At 74.2% G+C, this 23,647-nt stretch carries 19 protein-coding genes; 14 read left to right on the top strand and 5 right to left on the bottom strand.

What is annotated here, in order from left to right; genetic code table 11:
* Nucleotides 1-32 precede the first annotated feature (32 nt).
* Nucleotides 33-1,634, bottom strand: a complete 1,602-nt coding sequence (locus AB0L45_RS08955) for an ABC-F family ATP-binding cassette domain-containing protein (RefSeq protein WP_365837584.1) — start codon at nucleotides 1,632-1,634, stop codon at nucleotides 33-35.
* Between the two features lie 340 nt (nucleotides 1,635-1,974).
* On the opposite strand from AB0L45_RS08955, the gene AB0L45_RS08950 reads away from it, so the two are divergent.
* Entirely contained in the window at nucleotides 1,975-4,095 is a 2,121-nt protein-coding gene (locus AB0L45_RS08950; protein ID WP_365838051.1) for a TerD family protein, read from the top strand.
* 76 nt (nucleotides 4,096-4,171) lie between these two features.
* Here the strand turns inward: AB0L45_RS08950 and AB0L45_RS08945 are convergent, their stop codons facing one another.
* Complete coding sequence (locus AB0L45_RS08945; RefSeq protein WP_365837582.1) at nucleotides 4,172-4,483, bottom strand: hypothetical protein; 312 nt, start codon at nucleotides 4,481-4,483, stop codon at nucleotides 4,172-4,174.
* 476 nt (nucleotides 4,484-4,959) lie between these two features.
* On the opposite strand from AB0L45_RS08945, the gene AB0L45_RS08940 reads away from it, so the two are divergent.
* The 13 genes from AB0L45_RS08940 to AB0L45_RS08880 all read left to right on the top strand — a co-directional run bounded on the left by AB0L45_RS08940 (nucleotide 4,960) and on the right by AB0L45_RS08880 (nucleotide 20,674).
* The gene (locus AB0L45_RS08940) at nucleotides 4,960-6,252 is read left to right on the top strand and encodes a GNAT family N-acetyltransferase (RefSeq protein ID WP_365837580.1); all 1,293 of its coding nucleotides are present in this window, start codon (nucleotides 4,960-4,962) and stop codon (nucleotides 6,250-6,252) included.
* 155 nt (nucleotides 6,253-6,407) lie between these two features.
* Nucleotides 6,408-7,643: a DegT/DnrJ/EryC1/StrS family aminotransferase gene (locus tag AB0L45_RS08935; protein ID WP_365837578.1), complete on the top strand. Its 1,236-nt coding sequence runs from the start codon at nucleotides 6,408-6,410 to the stop codon at nucleotides 7,641-7,643.
* A gap of 62 nt (nucleotides 7,644-7,705) precedes the next feature.
* Nucleotides 7,706-8,716, top strand: coding sequence for a glycosyltransferase family 2 protein (locus AB0L45_RS08930; RefSeq protein ID WP_365837576.1), 1,011 nt, complete (start codon nucleotides 7,706-7,708; stop codon nucleotides 8,714-8,716).
* On the top strand, nucleotides 8,713-10,152 hold the full coding sequence (locus tag AB0L45_RS08925; protein ID WP_365837575.1) for an NAD(P)/FAD-dependent oxidoreductase: 1,440 nt from the start codon (nucleotides 8,713-8,715) through the stop codon (nucleotides 10,150-10,152). The genes AB0L45_RS08930 and AB0L45_RS08925 overlap by 4 nt, the downstream gene beginning before the upstream one ends.
* Nucleotides 10,153-10,216: 64 nt before the next feature.
* Nucleotides 10,217-11,653 carry an aminotransferase class III-fold pyridoxal phosphate-dependent enzyme gene (locus AB0L45_RS08920; RefSeq protein ID WP_365838049.1) on the top strand — a complete coding sequence of 479 codons (1,437 nt, stop codon included), beginning with the start codon at nucleotides 10,217-10,219 and terminating at the stop codon, nucleotides 11,651-11,653.
* Nucleotides 11,654-11,682: 29 nt separating this feature from the next.
* Entirely contained in the window at nucleotides 11,683-11,988 is a 306-nt protein-coding gene (locus tag AB0L45_RS08915) for a hypothetical protein (RefSeq protein ID WP_365837573.1), read from the top strand.
* Nucleotides 11,985-13,487 carry a GMC family oxidoreductase gene (locus tag AB0L45_RS08910; protein ID WP_365837571.1) on the top strand — a complete coding sequence of 501 codons (1,503 nt, stop codon included), beginning with the start codon at nucleotides 11,985-11,987 and terminating at the stop codon, nucleotides 13,485-13,487. Before AB0L45_RS08915 ends, AB0L45_RS08910 begins: the two co-directional genes overlap by 4 nt.
* Nucleotides 13,484-15,175, top strand: coding sequence for a GMC family oxidoreductase (locus AB0L45_RS08905; protein WP_365837570.1), 1,692 nt, complete (start codon nucleotides 13,484-13,486; stop codon nucleotides 15,173-15,175). Before AB0L45_RS08910 ends, AB0L45_RS08905 begins: the two co-directional genes overlap by 4 nt.
* Nucleotides 15,172-16,173, top strand: coding sequence for a 2,3-diaminopropionate biosynthesis protein SbnA (gene sbnA, locus AB0L45_RS08900; protein ID WP_365837568.1), 1,002 nt, complete (start codon nucleotides 15,172-15,174; stop codon nucleotides 16,171-16,173). The genes AB0L45_RS08905 and sbnA overlap by 4 nt, the downstream gene beginning before the upstream one ends.
* A complete protein-coding gene (locus tag AB0L45_RS08895) occupies nucleotides 16,174-17,289 on the top strand; it encodes an iron-containing redox enzyme family protein (RefSeq protein WP_365837566.1) in 1,116 nt (371 codons plus the stop codon).
* Between the two features lie 24 nt (nucleotides 17,290-17,313).
* The gene (locus AB0L45_RS08890; RefSeq protein ID WP_365837564.1) at nucleotides 17,314-18,447 is read left to right on the top strand and encodes an ROK family protein; all 1,134 of its coding nucleotides are present in this window, start codon (nucleotides 17,314-17,316) and stop codon (nucleotides 18,445-18,447) included.
* A gap of 257 nt (nucleotides 18,448-18,704) precedes the next feature.
* Nucleotides 18,705-20,141: a cytosine permease gene (locus AB0L45_RS08885; RefSeq protein ID WP_365837562.1), complete on the top strand. Its 1,437-nt coding sequence runs from the start codon at nucleotides 18,705-18,707 to the stop codon at nucleotides 20,139-20,141.
* A 2-nt stretch (nucleotides 20,142-20,143) separates the two neighbouring features.
* Complete coding sequence (locus AB0L45_RS08880) at nucleotides 20,144-20,674, top strand: pyridoxamine 5'-phosphate oxidase family protein (protein ID WP_365837560.1); 531 nt, start codon at nucleotides 20,144-20,146, stop codon at nucleotides 20,672-20,674.
* Nucleotides 20,675-20,698: 24 nt separating this feature from the next.
* Here AB0L45_RS08880 and AB0L45_RS08875 read toward each other — a convergent pair whose 3' ends face one another.
* From AB0L45_RS08875 to AB0L45_RS08865, 3 genes are read right to left on the bottom strand one after another with little or no spacing between them, the layout of a single operon-like run.
* A complete protein-coding gene (locus tag AB0L45_RS08875; protein ID WP_365837558.1) occupies nucleotides 20,699-20,926 on the bottom strand; it encodes a hypothetical protein in 228 nt (75 codons plus the stop codon).
* 38 nt (nucleotides 20,927-20,964) lie between these two features.
* Nucleotides 20,965-22,545: an amidase gene (locus AB0L45_RS08870; RefSeq protein ID WP_365837556.1), complete on the bottom strand. Its 1,581-nt coding sequence runs from the start codon at nucleotides 22,543-22,545 to the stop codon at nucleotides 20,965-20,967.
* The gene (locus AB0L45_RS08865) at nucleotides 22,542-23,435 is read right to left on the bottom strand and encodes an aminoglycoside phosphotransferase family protein (protein ID WP_365837554.1); all 894 of its coding nucleotides are present in this window, start codon (nucleotides 23,433-23,435) and stop codon (nucleotides 22,542-22,544) included. The genes AB0L45_RS08870 and AB0L45_RS08865 overlap by 4 nt, the downstream gene beginning before the upstream one ends.
* Nucleotides 23,436-23,647: the final 212 nt, after the last annotated feature.

The raw sequence follows: 23,647 nt of genomic DNA, 5'->3' as shown, positions 1-23,647 counted from the left end.
GAGGCGCCCGCGGCGCCCGTACGGCCCCGCCCTCACCCCAGCCCCACCAACTCCCCGTACTCCCGCCCCCACAGGTCCTCCGTGCCGTCCGGCAGCACCAGCACCCGGTCGGGCCGCAGCGCCTCGACGGCGCCCGGGTCGTGACTGACCATCACGATCGCACCGGGGTAGGTGCCGACCGCGCCCAGCACCTCGTCGCGGGAGGCCGGGTCGAGGTTGTTGGTCGGCTCGTCCAGGAGCAGGACGTTGGCGCGCGAGTGGACCAGGCCGGCCAGTGCCAGCCGGGTCTTCTCGCCGCCGGAGAGCACCCGTACCGGCTTGTCCGCGTCGTCCCCGGAGAAGAGGAACGAGCCGAGGACGTGCCGGGCCTCGCCGTCGGTCAGGTGCGGCGCCGCGGCGGCCAGGTTCTCCCGGACCGTACGCGCCGGATCCAGCGTGTCGTGCTCCTGCGCGAAGTACCCCAGCCGCAGTCCGTGCCCGGCGACGACCCGGCCCGCGTCCGGCGTCTCACGTCCGGCCAGCAGCCGCAGCAGGGTGGTCTTGCCGGCCCCGTTGAGGCCCAGCACGACCAGCCGACTGCCCCGGTCGACGGCCAGGTCCACACCGTCCAGCACCCGGTGCTCCCCGTACGCCTTGACCAGGCTGACCGCACCCAGCGGCACCCGGCCGCACGGCGCGGGCTCGGGCAGCCGGATGCGGGCGGTCTTCTCGCTGCGCCGCGCGGGCTCCAGCGCGGCCAGCATCCGGTCCGCGCGGCGGGCCATGTTCTTCGCGGAGACGGCCGTGGCGACATTCGCCCGCATCTTGTCCGCCTGGGTGTGCAGCGCCGCCGCCTTGCGTTCGGCGTTGGCGCGCTCCCGGACCCGGCGCCGGTCGTCCGCGGCGCGCTGGGCGAGGTAGGCGTGCCATCCGGTGTTGTGCACGTCGAGCGCGGCACGCGACGGTTCCACGTGAAACACCCGGTTGACGGTGCCGGCGAGCAGCCCGGTGTCGTGGCTGATCATCACCAGACCGCCCTGGTGAGCGGCCAGGAAGCCGCGCAGCCAGGCGACCGAGTCGGCGTCGAGGTGGTTGGTCGGCTCGTCCAGCAGCAGCGTGCGGTGCCCGGCGAACAGGATGCGGGCCAGCTCCACACGTCGCCGCTGACCGCCCGAAAGCCCGCCCACCGGCTGGCGCAGCACCCGCTCGGGCAGCCCCAGTCCGTCCGCGACCCGCGCCGCCTCGGCCTCGGCCGCATATCCGCCGCACGCCTCAAAGGCGTCCCCGGCCCGCGCGTACGCAGCCATCGCCTTCTCCTGCGCCACCGGCCCGACGGCCCCGGCCAGCGCTTCTCCGGCCCGGTGCAGCTCCGCCCCGGCCCGGTCCAGCCCGCGCGCGGACAGGATCCGGTCGCTGACGGTGACGGCCGGATCGGCCGCCCGGGAGTCCTGCGGCAGATGCCCGACACTCCCCACCCGCACCACCTCACCGGCAGCGGGGGCCACCCGCCCCGCCAGGATGTCGAGCAGGGTCGTCTTCCCCGCCCCATTACGCCCCACCAGGCCGACACGGTCGCCGGCCCCCACATGAAAGGACACCCCGGCCAGCAGAAGCCGGGCCCCGACGCGCACGTCGGCACCACGAACGGTAATCATGACTTGACACTCCGGAACAGCTCAAGGACACACGGGTAGCGCGAAAGCGGGTGTCCGAGCTAGGAGATCCGGGGGGTCGACATGGGTCCGAGGGTAGGGGGTGGTGCGGCGGGGTGCACGGGGTTTTCGGGTGCGGCCCGGGCCGGACGTCCGGAGGTCGTCCCGCATCCGTCAGATCCGGACTTCCGCTGGTCCCCGCACCTCCCGAAACACCTGAAACGGGTCTAAGGTTCGCGGCGTACACACTGAGTTGTGCTGCATCGCAGGTCACCACGTAGCAGCCTGCCGGGTGTGCCGTGCCCCTGGATGCGGCGGCATTTGTGGGGGCTCCATGCACGAGATGGTCAAGGGCGGCAACGTCGGACTTGCCGCCCTGAGCGAGGACACCGGTTCACTGATGGTGAGCCTGAGCTGGAGCAGCGCGTCGGGGGACGGCGATGCGGACGTCTCCGTCCTGCTGCTGGGCGCGGGCGGCAAGGTGCGCAGCGACGCGGACTTCTTCTTCTACAACAATCCGGCCGCTGCCGACGGCAGCGTGCAGTTACTGGGCAAGACACCGACGGCCAACGGCAGTGAGGACCGCGTCAGCATCGACCTGACCGCGGTGCCGGACGAGGTCGAGCGCCTGGTGGTGGCGGCCAGCCAGTACGGTACGGGCCGCTTCGGGCAGCTGGACGACCTGCGGGTGACGGTCGCCGACCGTACGGGCGAGGTGCTGCTGGGCTTCACCATCGCCGACGCCGGGGAGGAGAGCGCGTTCATCTTCGGCGAGCTGTACCGGCGGGCCGGCGAGTGGAAGTTCCGCGCGGTCGGGCAGGGCTACGAGACCGGACTCGCCGGCCTGGCCACGGACTTCGGCATATCCGTGGACGAGGAGGAAGAGCCGGCGGACGAGGAGGAGACGGGGCCGGGAGAGGCGCAGCCCGGAACCGGGACCACGACGGCGGCCGATGCGCAGCCCGCGATCGGGAGCGCGGCGAAGGCGGCGCAGGCGCCGGCGTCCGTCGGCCCGGTGGTCATTCCGGCACCGGCGGCCGAGGCGCCGGCGGCGGCGCCCGCGCGGCCGGCCGAATCGGCCCCGGCCCCTGCGCGCCGGTCCCGTGGCCCGCGTACGGCCAAGAAGAAGGTCACCCTGCCCAAGGTGGCGAAGAAGTCCCTCGCCGAGAACGACAACTGGCGGCAGGCCCGTCTCTTCCCCGCGCCCACGCTCAAGAGCGACCGGGAACGGGAGATGCGCGCGACATCGGTACTGCTGGCCGTGATGGCGCAGGTGCCCGAGTTCGGACGGCGGCTCACCGCGGCCTTCGGCGCCCCGGCCGGCCGGATGCAGACGTTCACCGAGGTCACCCTGCCGAACGGGGACACGCCCCGGCGCCCTGACGGGGTGATCCGGGTGGAGCGGGCGGGCAAGCTGTGGACCGCCCTGGTCGAGACGAAGACCAACGGCAACCCGCTCAAGTCCGAGCAGGTCCAGGACTACATGGACATCGCGGCCCGGCGCGGCTACGAAGCGGTGATCACGCTCTCCAACGACGTCGCCCTGGAGGGCAGCCCGCTGGTCGAGGTGAAGACCGACGGGCGCCGCAAGCACAAGGTGTCCCTGTGGCACCTGTCCTGGGCCGAGGTGGCGCACCAGGCGCAGTTGCTGATCCGCCACGAGGGCGTGGGCAACGCGGCACACGCCTGGCTGCTCCAGGAGCTGCTGCACTACCTCCAGCACGAGAACTCCGGCTGCCACGGCTTCCAGAACATGGGCCCGGCGTGGGTACCGGTACGCAACGGCATCGACACGGACACCCTCTGCCAGGGAGACGAGCGCGCCGTGGCCGTCGTGGAGAGCTGGGAACGGCTCATCCGCCAGGTCTGCCTGCGGCTGGGCGGGGAACTGGGGCAGAAGGTGCTGCCCGTGCAGCGGGCCAAGCGCGGTACGGACCAGGCCAGCCGGCGTGCCGAGCTCGCCGACCGGCTCTGTGAGGAGGGCCGCCTGAGCGCCGAGCTGCGGATCGACACCACGCCCGGCATCCTCGCGATCACCGCGGACCTGCGGACCGGGAAGCTGCGTACGTCCATCGAGGTGCCGGCGCCGGAGCAGGGCTACCCCCTCAGCTGGGTCAAGCGCCTGGTCCGGCAGCTCGCCGAAGCACCTGCGGACCTGCACGTGGAGACCCTGGTGGAGGGCAACCGGGGCCCGCGCGGCACGCTGGAGCGGCTGCGCCCGGAGCCGGGTGACCTGCTGCCCAAGGACGGGGTGCCCATCGCCGGCTTCCGGCTGTCCCTGTTCAAGGGCATGGGCAGCACCCGCGGCAACGCCGAGTCCGGTTTCATCCGCAGCGTCGACGAAGCCGTGGGCCGGTTCTACGCGAGTGTCGTCGCCCACCTCACGCAGCCCGGCGGCGCGGAGCGCCGGCCGTCGCGCCGCACCCCGGCAGCCGACACCGCTGAACCCGCCCTGCCCAGCTGACCCACCACCCCCCGACCACACACACCACCGACCCCCGCGACATTCCCGCGAGGGCCGGTGGGCGGGGGGCTGGGGGTCATACTTCGGCGGCTATCCAGGCGATGTGCCAGCCGTTTTTGGCGGCGTATTCGGGGTCGATGGGCTGGCGGTCGACGCGGCGGACGTAGACGCGGAAGCCGGTGGGGGTGGCCTGGTAGACCGTGTTTCCGCCGGTGGTCATCCACATGCGGTCGTCGCCGGTGAGGGCAGCGATATAGGCGGGGGTCTCGGTGAATCCGCCGGCGCTGGTGTCGACGTCGATGTAAACGCCGTCGCCATTGCGGTCGGGATAGTTCTGCCAGCCTTCGCCGGGGGCGGTCCTGCCGGAAAGGAACTTGCCGTTCTGCATTGCTTGCTCCTGTCGCGTCCTCGTAGGAATGCGGACCGGCGATCCACTGATCGGCGGCCAGAGCAGTCTGGGCCCGGAAGTCCGTGACTAGCAAGGCCGTTCGACAACGTTGGCCAGATGTGGGGAGTGCCCGCCGCGGCCGGGAGTGCTGGCCGGAATGGAGGGTTGACCGGGGGACGGGGCGGGCGTAACCGGGGCGGGGAGCGGGGGCCATGATTCTTTTTTCGGGAGGGTTGACAGCCTCCGGCCGCCTTACAAACCTAGGACCCAGCCATTTCCGGCGGCCCCGGCACGATCGACGCATGAGGAATTCGCGATCCGGGCCTCGCGATCACCATCTCTCCGGTTCCACGGCGTGCACCGCCGTACCGGAGCAGCCGATACGGCCTCTGCGTCGAACGCCGACGACCTTTCAGCGCCGCGCTCGCCGCACCTCTTCCCGGGCATGAGGCCGATGACGGGCTTTGGAGAGGGATGTGGGGAAAGTGAGGGCTGCAGCAGATCCGGCGGAGCCGGTGCGGCCGGCCGGTGGACCGGCCGCGGGATACACATTCCGGGCCGCCGCGGAATGGGCGGAATTCGGGGCGGTGATCGACCTCGCGTACGGCGGTCATCCGCACTCCCCGGCCCACAGTGCCGTGGTCGGCGCGCTCTTCGAGCCCAAGCGATCGCTCGTCGCGTGTTACGGCGGACGCCCGTGCGCCACGCTCGCCGGTTACGCGCTGGAGATGACGCTGCCGGGCGGCCCGGTCCCGGTGGCCGGCATCGGGTACGTGGCGGTCGCGCCGCCGCACCGCCGCCGCGGGCTGATGCGGGAGCTGCTGCGGCGCGCGCTCACCGCGCTGCACGAGGAGCGGGCCGAGCCGGTCATGGTCCTGCACTCGACCGAGCCGGGGATCTACGGGCGGTTCGGTTTCGGGGTGGCTTCCCAGGCCGTCGAGGTGTCCGTGCCGCCGGAGGCCCGGGCGTTCTCGGCGGACGTGGACACCGCTGGGCTGGTGATGGACGTGGGGTCGCCCGAGGACGCGGGCGCTGTCGTCGCGGACATCTACCGCGCCTGTCTGCCCCAGCGGCCCGGACTGCTGCGCAGGGACGCCGCCTGGCAGCGCCGGGCCGTCGAGGACGAGCCCGAGGGGCGGCACGGTGCGGGGCGGCTGCTGTGCATGGTGGTGTCGGGGCCCGGCGGCGAGGCCCGGGGGTACGCGCTGTACCGGCTGCGGCCGGCCTGGGAGCGGTCCCGGCCGCGCTACGCCCTGTCCGTACGGGAGGTGTTCGCGCGCGACCCGGCCGCGTACGCCTTCGTGTGGCGGTCGCTGCTCGACACCGATCTGGCCGGGACCGTCAGCGCGGCGGCCCGCCCGGTCGACGACCCGCTGCTGGCGCTGCTCGACGATCCGCGCAGCGCCGCGCCGACCGTACGTGACCAGCTGTACGCCCGTGCCGTGGACCTGGACCGGGCCCTCAGCGCCCGTACGTACAGCGCGCCGGTGGACGTGGTGCTGGAGGTGCGGGATGCGATGTGCCCGTGGAACACGGGGCGTTGGCGGCTCGCGGCCGATGCGTACGGCAAGGCCGCGTGTGTGCGGACCCGGGCCGCGGCCGATCTCGTGCTGTCCGCCCGTGACATCGGCGCGGTGCTGCTCGGCGGCGGTTCGCTGGTGCAGCTGGCGCACGCGGGCCGGGTCACGGAGCTGCGGCCCGGCGCGCTGAGCGCCGCCTCCACCGCCTTCCGCCACGATCCGGCGCCGTTCTGTCCGATGTCTTTTTGAGTGCGGATCAGTGCAGTGCGGATCAGTGCGGTGCAGCGCCGTGCAGTGCCGTAGGCCGTCCCCGGCCGGCCGCTCAGTGAGCTGCGTACGGCCTCGGCGGGCCGCCGCAGGTGGCAGCCGCCGGTCACCCACCACCGTTCTCCAAGGAGTCCTCCATGCCCGGACCCGGTTATGCCTTCTTCGGTGACGAGGAGCGCGACAACGTCCAGCAGGTGCTGGACGCCTGGGCGCGCACGACCACCGCGCACTCCTATCCGCTGGGTGACCTGACGCAGACCCGGCTGTTCGAGCAGGCCGCGGCGCACCGGCTGGGCAGCCCGTACTGCCTGTCCGTCAACAGCGGCACCTCCGCGCTCCAGGCGGGCCTCGCGGCGCTCGGCATCGGGCCCGGTGACGAGATCATCGTGCCCGGGTACCTGTACGGCGCGTGCCTCGCCGCCGTCGCGTACAGCGGTGCGACGCCGGTCCTGGCCGAGGTCGACGCCTCGCTCACCCTCGACCCCGAGGACGTGCGGCAGCGGATCACGCCGCGCACCAAGGCGCTGATGCCGGTGCACATGCTCGGCGCGGCCTGTGACCTGGCGGCGCTGCGGCGGATCGCGGACGAGTACGGGCTACTGGTGCTGGAGGACGCGGCGCAGGCGTGCGGCGGTACGTACCGGGGACAGGCACTGGGCACGTTCGGGCAGGCCGGGGCCTTCTCGCTCAACATGTTCAAGGTGATCACCGGCGGGGACGGCGGCTTCCTGCTCACCGCCGACGAGCGGGTCTTCCAGCGGGCGTACGGCTTCCACGACCACGGCTGGTTCCCGTACCGGCGCGAGGACGGGCCCGGCGACCGGCTGTGGGGCCTCAACCTGCGGATGACGGAGCTGACGGCGGCCGTGGCGCGCGCCCAGCTCGCCCGGCTGGACGCCGTACTGGCCCGCACCCGGGAGCTGCGCGACGAGCTGCTGGAACAGATCCCCGAACGGGACGGGCTGGTCCGCCGCCCCCTGCACGACGCGGCCGGGGACTGCGCGACCCTCCTGGTGCACGTCTTCGACGAGCGGGCGGACGCCGAGGCCGTCGCGAAGCGGCTCGGCACCAAGACACTGCTGCACTCGCCCAAGCACTACTACGGCGGCATCCCCGAACTGGCCGCGCTGGCCGCCCCGGACGGCTCCTCCTGCCCCTTCCGCCCGCCCGCCGAGGCCTGGCGGCGGGACGGCTGGCGGGCGGGCGCGCTGCCCCGTACCGACGACGTGCTGAGCCGGTCGCTGGCGCTGACCGTCGGCACCTCGGACACCTACCTGGGCGCCGACTTCGGGGTGAACGTCTTCAGCGGTACGGAGGAGGTCGCCGAGGTCGCCGACCGGTTCCGGGAGGCGGTCGGCGAAGTGCTCGGCTGACCGGCCCCGGCTCCTGCTCGTCGCGCCACCCCCCTGCCCGCCCACCGACCCGAAGGACCGTCATGCCCGCGACCCGAACCCCCGCGCAGCTCACCGCCGTGGCCGCCAGGCCCCTGGTCAGCGTGGTGGTGCCGTGCTTCGACGAGGCGGCCGTCATCGGGGAGACGCACCGCCGGCTCAGCGCCGTACTGCGCGGCCTGCCGGGGTGCGAGCACGAGGTGGTGTACGTGGACGACGGCAGCCGGGACGGGACGTGGGACCGGCTCACGGCGCTCGCCGCGGGCGACGCGCGCGTCCGGCTGGTGCGGCTGACCCGGAACTTCGGGCACCAGCCGGCCGTCCTGGCGGGCCTGCGCGAGGCGGCCGGGGACGCGGTGGTGACCATCGACGCGGACCTCCAGGACCCGCCGGGACTCATCGCCGACATGGTCGAACGCTGGCGCGCCGGCTGGCCGGTGGTCTCCGCGCGGCGCACCGCCCGGCAGGGCGAGAGCCGCTTCAAGACCGGCACCGCACACGTCTTCTACCGGCTGCTGGCCGCGGTCGCCGACCATCCGGTGGCCCTGGACACCGGGGACTTCCGGCTGCTGGACCGCGAGGTCGTGCGCACCCTCACGCTGCTCCCGGAGAGCGAGCTGTACCTGCGCGGCTCGGTGTGCTGGGCGGGCTTCCCCGAGACGAGCCTGGAGTACGGGCGGCTGCCGCGGCCGGCCGGCCGTACGAAGTACACGCTGCGCAAGATGGCCGGCCTGTCCCGGCGCGGCCTGCTCGCCTGCTCGTCGGCGCCGGCCCGGGTGCCCGCCGCCGTCGGCCTGGCCTGGCTCGGCGGTACGGCCGTGGCGTCGGCGGCGCGGCGCCGCCCGCTGCCGCTGGCCGCGTGGACGTTCGGCTGCGAGGCGGTGCTGCTCGGGGTGCTGGGCGAGTACCTGCTGCTGGTGCACCGCGAGGTGCGCGGCCGGCCGCCGTACGTGGTCCTCCAGCGGTGGGCGGCCGGTGTCCCGGCACCGGCGGAGCTGACGGCGGCGGGCCTGGCCGGGCCCCGGGAATCGTGGCCGGCGGGGAGCGCGTGGTGACGGCCGCCAACGGCGACCGGGAGGCACGTGGCGCAAGCCCCGGCGGCCCGGACTGGGACGTCATCGTCGTCGGTGCCGGATTCACCGGCCTGGGCGCCGCGCACGAACTCGGCCGCGCCGGTCTTCGCTGCCTGGTCCTGGAGGCGGACGACCACGTCGGCGGCCTGGCGGGCACGTTCACCGTCGGCGGCCGGCAGCTGGAGCGCTTCTACCACCACTGGTTCGCCTCCGACACCGACATCTTCCGGCTCTGCGCCGCCCTCGGCCGCGCCGACCTCGTACAGCGCCACCACGGCCGCACCGGCTTCTACTACGCGGGCGGCATCCACCGCCTCTCCACCCCGCTCGACGTGCTGCGCTTCGCGCCGCTGCCCCCGGCCGACCGGCTGCGCCTGGGCCGGTCGGTGCTGCGCGCGGGCCGGGTGCGGCACTGGCGCGAGCTGGAGGCGCTGACCGCCGAGGAGTGGCTGGTCGGGCTGGGCGGGCGGCGGGTGTACGACCGGGTGTGGCGGCCGCTGCTGGAGGGCAAGTTCGGCCCGTACGCGCCCGAGGTCGGCGCCACCTGGATGTGGACCAAGCTGCACCTGCGCGGCGGCAGCCGCAGCCGGTCGGGCCGCGAGGTGCTGCACTACCTGCGCGGGGGCTGCGGCGCCCTGCTGGACGCCTGGCTGCCCCGGCTGGCCGGGCTGGGCGTACGGGTACGGACCGGCAGCCCGGTGGCGGAGGTGCTGACCGGGCCTGCGGGGGTGTACGGCGTCCGGTGCGGCCACGAGGTGATCAGCGCGCCGCGCGTCCTGGTGACCTGCGCACCCGGACCGGCCGCCACGCTGCTCGCCGGGTCCGCGCACCCGGCCGCCCCGGCCCTGCGCCGGCGGCTCGCGGCGATCCCGTACCTGGCCAACCTCTGTCTGGTGCTGGAGAACGACCGGCCGCTGTCCGACACGTACTGGCTCAACGTGACCGACCCGCACTTCCCGTACGTCGGCGTCATCGAGCACACCAACCTCGACGCACCGGAGCACTACGGCGGCCGGCACCTGGTCTACCTCTCCACCTACCTGCCGGCGGACGCCCCGCTCTACCGGATGAGCGACGCCGAGGTCTTCCGGTACAGCCTCCCGCACCTGCGGCGGATGTTCCCGGCGTTCCGCGCGGAGTGGGTGCGGGCGCACCACGTCTGGCGCGCGCCGTACGCGCAGCCGGTGATCACCCGGCACTACTCGCGGACCGTGCCCGCCGTCGAGAACGCCGTACCCGGCCTCTACCTGGCCGGCATGGCCCAGGTCTTCCCCGAGGACCGGGGCACCAACTACGCGCTGCGCGGCGGGCAGCGCGCCGGGCGGCTGATCGCCGACCGGATCCGTACGGCGGAGCGCCGCGCGGGGCGCGCCGCCGCTGCCCACGCCAGCCACCGGACCGGAGCGGACCATGACTGACCCCCAGCCCCAGGAGACCGGGCGAGCCCGGCAGCCGCTGTTCAGCATCGACGACTGCGAGCGGATGCCCGCCCGCCAGGTGCACGACCTGTACCGGCAGTACGTCAGCCGCGCCCAGGTCTCGCTGCTCGGCTCGTTCGGCTTCGGCCAGGATCTGGTCGACCACGCCGAGGGCTGCTGGATCACCCTGCGCGACGGGCGGCGCATCCTGGACTTCACCGGCGGGATCGGCGTCCTCAACCACGGGCACAACCACCCCCGGCTGCTCGCCGCGCGCCGCCGCTTCGCCGAGCGGCGCACCATGGAGGTGCACAAGAACTACCTGTCGCCGTACGTCGCGGCACTCAGCCACAACCTGGCCTGGCTGCTCCCCGGCGACCTCGCCGTCAGCTACTTCCCCAACTCCGGCGCGGAGGCGGTGGAAGGCGCCGTGAAGCTCGCGTACAAGTACCACCGGGGGCACCGCGGGACGGTGCTGCACAGCGACATCTCCTTCCACGGCAAGCTCCTCGGCGCGGGCAGCCTCACCGCCTCCCCGGAGGTCGATTTCCCCTATCCCGGCCTGCCCGGCACCGACCACTTCGCCTACGACGACCTGGAGTCCTTCGCGCTCGCCCTGGAACGGCACCGCACCGGGGACGGCGGCAGCGACGTGTACGCGGTGGTGCTGGAGCCGTTCAGCGCGTCGAGCGTGCGCGAGTGCTCGGCGGAGTTCCTGTACGAGGTGCGGCGACTGTGCACGGAACGCAACATCGTGCTGGTCTTCGACGAGGTGTACACCGGCTGGGGACGGACCGGGACGCTCTTCCACTTCATGCGCCATCCCGGCCTGCTGCCCGACGTCCTGACCACTTCGAAGTCCTTCGGCGGCGGCAAGGCGTCCATCTCCGGCTACATCACGCGCGAGCCGGTCTTCCGCGCCGCGTACGACAACCTCGCCGACGCGACGCTGCACAGCACCACGTACTACGGCTTCGGCGAGGAGACCGCGACGGCGCTGGAAGCCGTCGCCATCGCGGTCGAGGACGATTACCCTGCGCGTGCCGTGCGGATCGGTGAGCGGCTGGGCGGCGGGCTCGCCGACCTCGCCGCCCGCCATCCCTCCCTGGTGTCCGGCACGTTCGGCCGGGGCGCGCTGCACGGCGTGTTCCTCAACGACGGCAACCCCGCACTGGACCGGCTGCTGCGCCTGGTGCCCTCCGCCTTCGCCCGCGACCCGCGGGCCCGCCGCAAGCTCGTCACCGCCGCCGTCATCGCCTCCCTGTACCGCGACTTCGGCGTCCTGGCCTATTACGGCTCCAACCACGGCCTGCCGCTCATCGCCTCGCCGCCGCTGGTCGCCGGGGAGACCGAGGTCGAGGTGTTCCTCCAGGCGCTGGACTCGGTGCTGGAGCAGGGGGCCGCCCGGCTGCTGGCCCGCTTCGCGAAGGACGTACTGGCGCAGCATGTGCCGCTGCGGGGCAAGGGGGCCGGGGCCGGGCGGCAGGCGGTGCCGCAGTGAGGCGCCCGTACGCGCATGATGGCGGCCGGATGGCGCGCGCGCTGCGGGCGAGCGGGCTGCCGCGCCTGTGGGCGGCCCGCTACCCGGCGCTCGCCGAACCGCTGGTACGTGCGCGCGCTGCCGCGCACGTCAGCGGGTCGCTGGCGCGCATGCCGGCGCCGTATCGATGCGCCGCCGAAGTCGCGCTCCGGGCCGGCAGGCTGGCACTGGCGGGCTGTCCCGTACCCGCCACCGGGTACGACCGGCTCGCGCGGCTCCCCGGCTTCGGCCGTCTCCTCGCCGTCACCGACTCCCTCGCGCTGTACGGCGGCCTGGACGGGGAGCCGGACACATGACGCCACGCCTCGCCCCGGCCCGCACCGTGCCCTGCGACGTCCTGGTCATCGGCTCCGGCGCCGGCGGCTCGGTCGCCGCACTCGAACTGGCGCGGGCCGGGCACCGCACCGTCGTCCTGGAGGAAGGGCCCCGGACGGCCACCGCCGAGATCGCCGCGTCGGCGCCCGCCGCCAACCTGCGCCGCCTCTACCGCGACGCCGGACTCACCCCGATCCTCGGCAGCCCGGTCATCCCGTACGGCGAGGGCCGCTGTGTGGGCGGCAGCACGGTGGTCAACGGCGGGGTCCTGTGGGCGCCGCCGGACGCGCTGCTGGACCGCTGGGCGCGGGTGATGGGCACCACCGATTACCGTGCCGGCCGGCTGGCGGAGCACGTCCGTACGGTGTCCGCGCGCCTCGGCGTCCACGAGCAGCCGCACGGCGCCGGCAACGCGGACTCCCGGCTGCTGGCGGGCGCGGCCGACGCCCTGGGCTGGCGCTGGGCCGCCGTCCGCAGGGCGGCCCCCGGCTGCCTGCACCGCAACCGCTGCCCGACCGGCTGCCCCAGCGGCGCCAAGCGCAGCATGCTCGTCAGCTACCTGCCGGAGGCCGAGCGGTACGGCGCGCGGATCGAGCCCCGGACGCGGGCCGTGCTGCTGCGGCACGACGGCCGCACCGTGCACGGGGTGGCGGCCCTCGGCGGCCCGGACGGCCGGACCCGCATCGACTACCGCCCGCGTGCGGTCTTCCTCGCCGCCGGTGCCGTCGGCAGCGCCCTCCTCCTCCAGCGCAGCGGCATCCACCGCCGCCTCGCCGGGCGCGCCATGGGGTTCCACGTCAACTTCCGCATCGTGGCCCGCTTCGCGGACCCGGTACATGCCGCGCGCGGCACCATTTTCACCGCTCAGGTGCGGGAGTTCGAGGACCTGGGCATCCACCTGATGCCCGCCAACCTCACCGCCGGGTCGCTGGCGGCAGCGCTCGTCGCGCACGGTCCGGCGGTGATCGACGCACTGCTGACGGATCTGGCGAAGGTCGCCGTGTTCACGGTGCAGGTACGGATGAGCGGACGCGTCACGGTACGCCAACGCGTCGGCGTGGGGCGGCTGTTACGGCACCGCATCACCCCGTACGACCACGGCCTGCTGCGTTTCGCGCTCGGCCGGGCGGCGCGACTGCTGTTCCAGGCGGGGGCCGTGGAGCTGTACCCGCCGTGCCCCGGCACGCTGGGCTCGGACGGCGCGGCCCAGGAGTTCGCCGCCCGGTCGGACCCGCGCGGCTGGAACCTGGTCTCCGTCCACGCCATGGCGTCCTGCCCCATGGGACGGCCCGCGCTCGGCGGGATGTGCGACCAGGAGGGCCGCCCGTACGGTTTCACCAACCTGCGGCTGTGCGACGCGTCGGTGCTGCCGGGACCGGCCGGCATCAGCCCCCAGGGCACGGTCATGGCCTTCGCGCACGAGATCGTCGCCCGCCACCTCTCCGCATCCCCCACTGCTCCCTCCGAGGAGGCACGGTGACAGCGACACCACACCCCGGCGCCACGGGACGTCCGCGCGGCCTGCTCCACCCCACCGGGCCCGTCCTCGACTGCGACATCGCCGTCCTCGGCTCCGGCATGGGCGGCGCGACGCTGGCGTACGCCCTGCGCGGCACCGGCGCGCGCGTCCTGGTCGTGGAGCGCGGCGACTTCCTGCCGCGGGAGTGGCAGAACTGGTCGGCGCCCGCCGTCTTCACCGCCGGGCGCTACCGCAACGCCGAACCCTGGTACGACGCCCGGACCGGCCGGTTCTTCTCCCCCGGCGTGCACTACTACGTCGGCGGCAACACCAAGGTCTTCGGCGCCACGCTGCCGCGCTTCCGCGAGGCCGACTTCGGGCCGCTGGAGCACGCGGAGGGCGTCTCGCGCGGCTGGCCGTTCCCGTACGGCGCCCTCGAACCGCACTACGCGCGGGCCGAACGCCTCTACCGGGTGCACGGCACCCGCTCCGCCGACCCGACCGACCCCTGGCGCTCCGGTGACTACCCCTGGCCGGCCGTGCCCCACGAACCCGCGGTCGCCGCGCTGGCCGAGTCGCTGCGCGACCAGGGCCTGACACCGTTCGCGCTGCCCACCGGCATCGACCTGCGCACGGACGGGACGTGCCTGCGCTGCGCGAGCTGCGACGGCTTCCCCTGCCTGGTCCAGGCCAAGAGCGACGCCGACGTGTGCGCGCTGCGGCCCGCGCTGGCCTCGGGCAACGTCTCGCTGCTCACCCGGGCCACGGTCACCCGGCTGGTGACCGGGGCGTCCGGGCGGCGGGTGACCGAGGCACTGGCCCGGTACGAGGGGCGGGAGCTGCGCATCCGCGCCGACCGGTTCGTGCTGGCCTGCGGCGCGGTCAACACGGCGGCGCTGTTGCTGCGTTCGGAGCCCGGCTCGCTCCGTACCGGGCCCGTACGCGCCACCGGCCTGGCCAACGGCTCCGGGCAGGCCGGCCGCAACTACCTGGTGCACAACAGCACCTTCCTCATGGCCGTCGACCCGCGCCGCACCAGCGACGTGGTGTTCCAGAAGACGCTGGGCGTCAACGACTGGTACCTGGGCGACGGCCCGCACGGGCCCCTGGGCAACATCCAGGCCCTGGGCAAACTGCGCACCCCGTCGGCGCGCGGCCTGTGGCCCCGTACGCCGCGCCCGCTGCTCGCCGCCGCCACCCGCCACAGCATCGACCTCTACCTCACCAGCGAGGACCTGCCGGTGCCGGAGAACCGGGTGACCGTCGGGCCCGGGGGCCGGATCGAGGTGCACTGGCGGCCGGTGAACGTGCCGCCGCACCGCGAACTGGCGCGCCGCACCGCGCAGATGATGCGCCGGGCCGGCTTCCCCCTGATCCGCACCCGGCGGATGGGCATCGCGGTCAACTCGCACCAGTGCGGCACCGCGGTGGCCGGGGACGACCCGGCGGCCAGCGTCGTCGGCCCGGGGTGCAAGGCCCACGAGCTGGACAACCTGTGGATCGCGGACAGCTCCTGGTTCCCGTCCTCCGCGGCGGTCAACCCGGCACTGACGATCGCCGCCAACGCGCTGCGCATCGCGCCGGAGGTGGCGGGCCTGCCGGCCGAGTCGTCCGCGTACGGGATCAACGCAGCCGACGCCGCCCCGGCCACCCGCGCCGCCGACGCGGCGGGCGGCGGCCCCGGGGACGGAGGGACCGCGGGCCCATGATCGTCGACCACGCCTACGAACTGATCACCGACGACGTCTTCCTGCGCCTGGACGGCCTGCTGCCGCACGCCGAACTCTTCCTCAAGCTGGAAGGGCTCAACCCCGCCGGCTCGGTCAAGCTCAAGACCGCCACCGGCCTGGTCGAGGACGCCGAGCGCCGCGGCCTGCTGCGCCCCGGCGGCGCCCTGATCGAGTCCTCCTCGGGCAACCTGGGCATCGCCCTGAGCGCCGTCTGCGCGGCCAAGGGCTACACCTTCACCTGCGTCACCGACCCGCACGCACCGCGGCAGAGCGTCGCGCTGATGCGCGCGTTCGGCGCCCATGTCTGCGTCGTGGACACCCCCGACCGCAACGGCGGCTACCTCGGCAGCCGGATCGCGCTGATCCGCAGCGCCCTGGACCTCGACCCGTCACTGACCTGGCTCAACCAGTACGCCAACCCCGCCAACCCGGCCGTGCACGCGGCGCGCACCGCCGCCGCCGTGCTGCGCGAGATCCGCACCGTGGACCACCTCTTCGTCGGCGCCGGCACCACCGGCACCGTCATGGGCTGCGCCGCGTACTTCCGCCGCCGCTCGCCCCGCACCACGGTCGTCGCCGTGGACGCCGAAGGGTCGGTGACCTTCGGCGGCCCGCCCGGCACCCGCCGCATCCCGGGCCTGGGCACCAGCCGGGTGCCGGAACTCTGCCGCCCGCGCGACGTGCACCGGGTGGTCCGCGTCCCCGAACGGGACGCCGTACGGATGTGCCGCCGCCTCGCCCGCTCGCACGGCCTGGCCGTCGGCGGCTCCACCGGCTCCGTGCTCAGCGCCGTGCTGCGGCTGCGGTCCGTGATCCGGCCGGGCGCCCGCGTGGTGGCGCTCTCCGCCGACCTCGGGGACCGCTACCTGGACACCGTGTACGACGACGCCTGGGTCACCGAGCACTTCGGCGCCGCCGCGGCCGGCCGGCCCCCGCTGCCCGGCACCCCGCAGGCCGCCCCAGAGGAGGTGCGCTGAATGAACCCGCCCACCGCGAACGCCGCCCCGGACACCGGCCGCCCCAGGCCGCCCGCCGCACCGGAGGGCGGTGCCGGCCTCCAGGACCTGTACTGGCCGCCCGTCCACCCCTTCGGCTCCCTGGGCCCCGCGCTCGTCCGCTTCCTGGCCGCTCCCCGGCCCGCCCAGACCGCGCAGCTCGCCCGGCTGCGCCACGACCCCGAGGCCCACGGCCGCTTCCTCCACGACCACCTCGCCACGCTCTACGCCCACTCCTTCGGCTACCGCGACGGCCCGGCCGCGCACGCCCCCGACGACGACCTGGAGATCGCGCTGTACGCGGCGCGCACCCGGCTGGAGCACGAGTTCCTGACGTACGGCTGTACCCCCGCACCCGTACCGCACGTCCGCGGCCAGGAAGCCGCCGCCGACCACCTGGAAGCCCTCGCCGCCGCCAACCCCGGCGCCTCCCACCCCCTCTTCCGCTTCCTGGCCGCCGACGCCACCCACGAGCAGATCGCGTACTTCCTGCGCTGCGAACTGATCCGCAACGAAGTCGTGGACGACGAGGTCGCCCTGCTCGTCGTCGGCCTCCAGGGGCAGCAGAAGGCCGTCGCCGCGGCCAACCTCTGGGACGAGTGCGGGCGCGGCCGGCTGGAGAACTTCCACACGTACTGGCTGCGCCGCCAGCTCGGCTCCCCCGCCGGGTGGGAGGCGCTGGCCCGCTACCGCCGCGGCCACCCCTGGTTCGCCAAACCGACCTCCAACCTCTTCGCCGCGCTGCTGCTGCGCCCCGCGCGCGTCCAGGCCGCGTACGGCTGCTTCCTCGTCTTCGAAAGCTGGGTCGAACCGCACTTCACCCTCCTCCTGGAGGGAATGACGCGGGTGGGCATCCACGACGACGACATGCGCGTGTACTACACCGCCCACACCCGCATCGACCCCCGCCACAGCCGGGAACTGTGCGACGGGCTGCGGGCCCAGCGCCCCCGCCTCACGCCCCGGGAGGTACGGGCCGCCCTGTACGGCGCGCACCTCGCGGTCGACACGGGTGTCCGGCAATACGACCGCATCCTGCGTCACTTGGAGACCATGGGCCCGCGGAGCGTACGCGCACCGCGGCCCCAGGACCACTGAGGCCGGCCGCGATCGGAGGACACCATGACGGACCCGGACCGGAACACCCGCCGGCAGGCGGGGGCGGCCGACACCGTACTGACCCTGCCCGGCACGCTCCGCACCCCCCACGGCCCCGGCCGGGTGAACGGCGGCCCCGGCGGTGTCACGCTCGGCCTCGACATCGGCGGCACCCTCGTCAAGTCCGCGCTGATCGGCCCCGACGGCACGGTCCGCTACGAGAGCCGCTGCCCGACCCGCCCCGAGGACGGCCCCGAGGCCGTGCTGCGCACCGTCCTCGGCCACGCCGCCGGGACGCTGGCCGCGGCCCGCGACGCGGGCGAGGACGTGCGCGCGGCCGGCATCGCCTCGTGCGGTCTGGTGGACGAGGACGCGGGCACCGTCGTGTTCTCCGCCTCCATCCAGTGGCGTGACCTGCCGCTGCGCCGGCTGGCGTCCGAACACCTGGGCCTGCCGGTGGTGCTCGGCCACGACGTACGGTCCGGCGGCGTCGCCGAGGCACGGCTGGGCGCGGGGCGCGGGCACCGGGTCGTCCTCTTCGTCCCCGTCGGCACGGGCGTGGGCGGGGCACTACTGCTGGACGGGCGGCCCTTCCCGGGCAGCCACTGGCGTTCGGCGGAGGTCGGGCACGTCGTCACCCGGCCGGACGGCGACCCGTGCCCGTGCGGCCAGCGCGGCTGTCTGGACACCCTCGCGGGCGGCGCCGCAGTGGCGCGCCGCTACAACGAGCGGCGCGGGACGCTGACCGCCGTGACCGGCGCCGAGGAGGTGGCGAAGCGCGCGGCGGCCGGTGACCCGGCGGCCGTACAGGTGTGGGACGAGGCGGCCGACGCGATGGCGCACACACTGCTGGCGGCGATCACCCTCTTCGACCCGGCCGTCCTGGTGCTCGGCGGCGGCCTCAGCCAGGCGGGCGAGCAGCTGCGCGCACCGCTGCGGCGCGGCCTCGAAGAGCGCGCCGCCTTCCAGGCCCTGCCCGACCTGGTCTTCGCCCAGCTGGGTGAACGGGCGGGGCGGATCGGGGCCGGGCTGCTGGCGTGGGACCTCGTCCCCTCGTACGAGGGCCCCGTGTACGAAGACGACCCTGCGTACGAAGACGGCCCCGCATACGAAGGGCCTGCTTACGAAGGCCCCGCTTTCGAAGGGGTACGGACATGACCGTTCACGACCGGGCAGGGCCGGGCACGGCAGTGCCCGTACGCGGGCACGGCGAGCCCCAGCTCCGTACCCGCGTCGGCTGCCGACCCGGCCCTGACCGGCCGCTCGGCCCCCGCTGACCGGGTCTGCCCGCGGCGCGCCGGGGAGCGGGGAAACGGGCATGTACACCGCAGTGGGCGCGGCGGACCGCCTCCGAGGGCCGTCAATCGGGTTCGCTTTCCCCAGCCGGGTTCTCCTCCCCTGAAAGGGGCCCGACCATGAAGCACCCCGCCTCCGGCGGCCCGGAACACCACCTCGTCGAAGGCCGCACCATCGACGCCGTACCGGAGACCGAACGGCACGGCCGCCCGCGCGACCTGTTCGCGGTCTGGTTCGCCGCCAACATCAGCCCGCTGACCATCGTCTCCGGCACCATCGCCCCGCTCGTCTTCGGCCTCGGCCTGTGGCCCGGCATCGCCGCGGTCACCCTCGGCAACCTGCTCGGCGGCTTCCTGATGGCCCTGCACGCGGCCCAGGGCCCCCGGCTCGGCGTCCCCCAGATGATCCAGAGCCGCGGCCAGTTCGGCAGCCACGGGTCGCTGCTGGTCACGCTGGTCGTCGTGTTCATGTACGCGGGCTGGTTCGCGTCCAACCTGGTCATCGCCGGGCAGGCGCTCAACCGGTCGGTGCCCGCCGTGGACACCTCCGGCTGGCTGGTGCTGTGCGCGCTGGCCGGGCTGGTCGTCGCGGTCGTCGGGTACCGCCTGATCCACCGCGTCGGCCGCTGGGCCACCGTCCTCACCCTCGCGCTGCTGGCCCTGTGCGCCGTACGGGTGTTCATGACCCCCGGCGTCCTGGAACGCGCCACGCACGCCACCGGCTTCACCCTCTCCGGCTTCGTCGGCATGACCGCGATCGGCATCCTGCTCCAGATCACGTACGCCCCGTACGTCTCGGACTACACCCGCTACATGCCGTCGCACGCCGCGGCCCGCCGCTCCACCCTGTGGTTCACCTACTGGGGCAGCGTCCTGGGCAGCGTGCTGCCGATGTTCCTCGGCATCGTGATGGGCCTCGCGGTGGCCGACGACGCGATCGCCGGGCTGGACACCGTCCTGGGCGGCACCCTGTCCGCCGTGGTGCTGTGCTCCTTCGCCGTCATCGTCGTGCACGTCAACTCGATGAACCTGTACGGCACTTCACTGTGCCTGGTCACCGCCGCCCAGACCTTCCGGCACAGCTGGCTGCCGGGCCGGCTGACCCGTACGGCGCTGATCGCGGGCCCGCTCGCCCTCGGCCTGACCCTCGCCCTGGCCTTCCAGGACACCTTCCTCGCCTCGTACACCGACTTCCTGGCGATCCTCCAGTACGTCCTGATCCCGTGGACCGCCATCAACCTCGTCGATTACTACCTGATCCGGCGCGGCCACTACCACGTACCGTCCTTCTTCGCCCCCGGCGGCGGCGTGTACGGACGCGTCAACGGCCCGGCTGTCCTGGTCTACGCCGTCAGCTTCGCGCTGGAGATCCCCTTCATGCACACCTCGGCCTACACCGGCCCGGTCGCCGCGGCGCTGAACGGCATAGACCTCTCCTGGGCCGTGGGCCTGCTGATCCCCACCGCCGCGTACTGGCTCATCGCCCGCCGCCGCACCACACCCGACCTCCGCACCGCCACGGCACCCGCCCCCGCCCTCCCCCAGGAAGGCTCCTGACCATGGCCACCACCCCCGATTTACGTACCGAGGCGGCCCGCCTCCTGCACGCCAACCGCTACCTCACCCTCGCGACAGCGGGCCCCGACGGCACCCCCTGGGCCGTCCCCGTCACCTTCGCCTGGGACGACGCGGACCACTTCTTCTGGTGGTCCGCGTCGGACGCACAGCACTCCCGCAACATCGCCGCCAACCCCGCCGTCTCCCTCCTGGTCTTCGACTCCCAGGTGTCCGACGCCGAAGCACAGGCCCTCTACGGCGAGGGCACCGCGCACGCCCTCGCCCCGGCCGACCTGCCGGCCGCCCTCGCGGTCTTCTACGCCCGCCGCTACCCGGACCCGGCCGTCCGCGCGCACAAGGCCCGCCGGCCCGCCGAGTTCCAGGGCGACTCCCCCAAGCGCTTCTACTGCGCCACCGTCCACGCGTACTCGGCGCTCACGCCGGAACCCCACCCGGTCCACAGCGACGCCGTGCCCCACCGGCTCGTCTTTCCCTTCACCACGGCTTGGGCGAAGAGGTACGGGGCGGGGTGAGGTGAAGGCTGGATCGCCTCGCCCTCAGCGGCACTTCCGCAGCCAGGCGAGCAGCGCCACGAGCCCGATCGGCGCGGCCACCGCGGCCTTGACGGCCAGCTTCGTACTCAGGAAGGCGAATCCGGGGCTCCACCATTCCATCCACCAGGCCACCCACAGCGCCAGTACGGCCACCAGAAGGGCGCTCACCACGCCCACCCCTATGCGGGCGGCCCGGCTGCCGAGCTGCTCCGCGTTCTCCCCCTCGCTCATGAGTGCGATGGTAGATACGGGTGGTGACGGACGCAGCCTCACATGCTGATCTTGCCAAGGATGTCCGGATGCCGCCGGCCGTACCCCGTGGCCGCTTCGTACGCGGCGCCGACCCGCAGAACGGCCAGGTCCGCGCGCGGCGGACCGACGATCTGAAGGCCCACGGGCAGGCCGCCCGGCGTGCGGCCCGCCGGTACGGACAGGGCGGGCGCGCCCAGCACGGACACGAAGTAGGCCGACCGCATCCAGTCGATGTACGTGTGCTGCGGCTGCCCGTCGACCGTGTCCGGGTACTCCGCTTCCGCGTCGAACGGCGCGACCTGCGACACCGGAGCCAGCAGCACGTCATGACGGGCGAAGAAGTCGACGGCGCGCAGGTGCAGCCGCGCGCGGCCCGCCGTGGCCCGGGCCAGGTCGGGGCCGGTCAGGCGGCGGCCCTGCTCGATGTTCCAGGCGAGGCTCGGCTTCAGCGCTTCGGGGGACGCGTCGAGCGCCGCACCGAGCGCGAGGTCGAAGTGGTGGGCCCGCAGGACACGGAAGACGTCCTCGGCCTCGTCCAGGTCCAGGCAGTCCTCCTCGACCCGGCAGCCGAGCCGCCGGAACACCTCCAACTGCGGTTCCAGCACCCCCCGTACGCAGCGGTCGACCGGCACCCGGCCGCCCAGGTCGGGCGTCCACGCCACGCGCAGTCCGGCGATGTCCCTCTCCAACGGCTCGCGGAACGGCGCGCCGGGCGCCTCCAGGCTGACCGGGCAGCGCGGGTCGGGCCCCGCCATCACCGAGAGCAGCAGGGCGGCATCGGCGACCGTACGGGCCATCGGGCCGGGCACGGTCAGCGTGTCCCACAGGTTCCACGCCGGGTACGACGGCACCCGGCCGGGCGTGGGGCGCAGCCCGACGACGTTGCAGAAGGAGGCGGGGTTGCGCAGCGAACCGCCCATGTCGGAGCCGTCGGCGAGCGGTTGCATGCCCGCGGCCAGCGCGGCCGCGGCGCCGCCACTGCTGCCGCCCGCCGAGCGGGTGAGGTCGTACGGGTTGCGGGTCACACCGAACACCGGGTTGTACGTGTGCGAACCGGCCCCGAACTCCGGCACGTTGGTCTTACCGATCCGGATCGCCCCGGCGGCCTGGATGCGCTGGACGAGGAGTTCGTCCTCATCGGGGACGGTCTCGGCGTGCAGGGGCGAGCCGTACGTGGTGCGCATGCCGCGGGTGAGGTGGGTGTCCTTGAAGGCGATGGGCAGCCCGTGCAGGGGCCCGTCCGGACCGCCGCGCACCAGCCGTTCGTCGGCGGCGGCCGCCGCCGCCATCGCGCCCTCGGGGTCGAGGGTGACGATGGCGTTCACGTGCGGATTGACGCGGTCGATGCGGTCCAGGTGGGCACGGACGACCTCGCGGGCGGAGAGCTCACGGCGGCGGATACGGGCGGCGAGGTCGGTGGCGTCGGCGTAGGTGAGGTCGGTGTCGCGGTCTGGGGCCGTGACGGGTCCTGGGTCCGCGACGGAGCCTGGGCCCGTGACGGAGCCTGGGTCGGCGTCGCGGCCTGGGTCGGCGTCGCGGCCTGGGTCGGTGACGGAGCCTGGGTCGGTGACGGAGCCTGGGTCGATGTCGCCACTCATACCCGCAACCCAACACCCTTCACCAGCGCGCCCACCACCCCCCGGGCCCGCTCGACGGCTTCCCCGTCGTCCGTCCGGACGCCGCGCGCCCACGTCTCCGCGGCGTCCAGCGCGGCGAGCGCCGGCAGCGCGTACCGCTCCGCTTCCGTCAGATCCCGCCCGTACCCCCGCAGGAAGGCGGCGCGCAGGACCGGGTCGCGCAGGCACGCGCCGTGCGCCACCCGTACCAGGTCCTCCGCCGCGCAGCCCAGCCGCGCCTGCGCGAAACCGGTGAGCGCCAGGCGCCGGCCCGCCGCGTCCCACAGGAAGTGGTGTTCGCCGATGTCGCCGTGCAGGAAACCCGGAGGCAGCGGCGGAAGCAGGTGGAGCACCGCGGCACGGTCGAGGACGAACCGCCGCTCCGCCGCGTCGAGCACACCCGCGGCCGACAGCTCCGCCACGTGCTGCTCGGCGGCGGCGTACCGGCCGGCGGCCCACTGGTCCGCGCCGCCCGCCGGGCCCACCGCGCGGCACGCGTCGTGCAGCCGGCGCAGCAGGCCGCCCGCCTGCCGGTACAGCTCCGTACGGTCGGCACGGCCGAGCGCGACGGCGGACGCACCGGCCCCCGGAGCCGCGGTGAGCAGCAGCGCGAGCCGGCCCGGATCGCTGTCGACGAGGACCGGCGCGTGCGCGTGGCCGAGGGCGGGCACGGCATGGCGGTACGCGTGCGTCTCGCGCGTGTAGCGGTCCGGCGCCGGCGCCACCTTGAGGAAGAACCGGGCCGCGTCCGCGCGCGTCAGCTCCCACACCCGTGAGCCGGCCCGCCGCCGCGTGACGTCGCGGATCTCGGCGATCTCGCCGCCCACGCGGCGGCGGGCCCAGGCACCGATGGTGTTCGGGACGGTTGGCACAGTTCCTCCTCGGTTGACGCCGGTTCGGACGGGTGCTCGCAGAACGAGGCCCGCGGACCGTTCGTCACGGTCCCACGCGGGCGCCCTCTCGGTCGAAAGTTCGACCGGCCCGTCAACGCGCGGACCGGCCCGGGTGGCGCGGACCGCGGTTCACCCGGCCGTGGACAGCCACCCGATCCGGGGATTGCGGAGTGCGGGGCCGGGGTGCGGGA

Source organism: Streptomyces sp. NPDC052496 (genome assembly GCF_040679095.1).
In the GTDB taxonomy this organism is placed as follows: domain Bacteria; phylum Actinomycetota; class Actinomycetes; order Streptomycetales; family Streptomycetaceae; genus Streptomyces.
The sequence above is the reverse complement of the archived record's forward strand: the minus strand, read 5'-3'. Positions and strand labels throughout refer to the sequence as shown.

Bases quoted from the DNA above. Each gene is read 5' to 3' on its own strand.
- AB0L45_RS08955 (WP_365837584.1), bottom strand. From the start codon at position 1,634: ATGATTACCGTTCGTGGTGCCGACGTGCGCGTCGGGGCCCGGCTTCTG.
- AB0L45_RS08885 (WP_365837562.1), top strand. From the start codon at position 18,705: ATGAAGCACCCCGCCTCCGGCGGCCCGGAACACCACCTCGTCGAAGGC.
- AB0L45_RS08870 (WP_365837556.1), bottom strand. From the start codon at position 22,545: ATGAGTGGCGACATCGACCCAGGCTCCGTCACCGACCCAGGCTCCGTC.
- AB0L45_RS08935 (WP_365837578.1), top strand. From the start codon at position 6,408: ATGCCCGGACCCGGTTATGCCTTCTTCGGTGACGAGGAGCGCGACAAC.
- AB0L45_RS08895 (WP_365837566.1), top strand. From the start codon at position 16,174: ATGAACCCGCCCACCGCGAACGCCGCCCCGGACACCGGCCGCCCCAGG.
- AB0L45_RS08945 (WP_365837582.1), bottom strand. From the start codon at position 4,483: ATGCAGAACGGCAAGTTCCTTTCCGGCAGGACCGCCCCCGGCGAAGGC.
- AB0L45_RS08915 (WP_365837573.1), top strand. From the start codon at position 11,683: ATGGCGCGCGCGCTGCGGGCGAGCGGGCTGCCGCGCCTGTGGGCGGCC.
- AB0L45_RS08910 (WP_365837571.1), top strand. From the start codon at position 11,985: ATGACGCCACGCCTCGCCCCGGCCCGCACCGTGCCCTGCGACGTCCTG.
- AB0L45_RS08890 (WP_365837564.1), top strand. From the start codon at position 17,314: ATGACGGACCCGGACCGGAACACCCGCCGGCAGGCGGGGGCGGCCGAC.
- AB0L45_RS08920 (WP_365838049.1), top strand. From the start codon at position 10,217: ATGCCCGCCCGCCAGGTGCACGACCTGTACCGGCAGTACGTCAGCCGC.
- AB0L45_RS08950 (WP_365838051.1), top strand. From the start codon at position 1,975: ATGGTCAAGGGCGGCAACGTCGGACTTGCCGCCCTGAGCGAGGACACC.
- sbnA (WP_365837568.1), top strand. From the start codon at position 15,172: ATGATCGTCGACCACGCCTACGAACTGATCACCGACGACGTCTTCCTG.
- AB0L45_RS08930 (WP_365837576.1), top strand. From the start codon at position 7,706: ATGCCCGCGACCCGAACCCCCGCGCAGCTCACCGCCGTGGCCGCCAGG.
- AB0L45_RS08880 (WP_365837560.1), top strand. From the start codon at position 20,144: ATGGCCACCACCCCCGATTTACGTACCGAGGCGGCCCGCCTCCTGCAC.
- AB0L45_RS08875 (WP_365837558.1), bottom strand. From the start codon at position 20,926: ATGAGCGAGGGGGAGAACGCGGAGCAGCTCGGCAGCCGGGCCGCCCGC.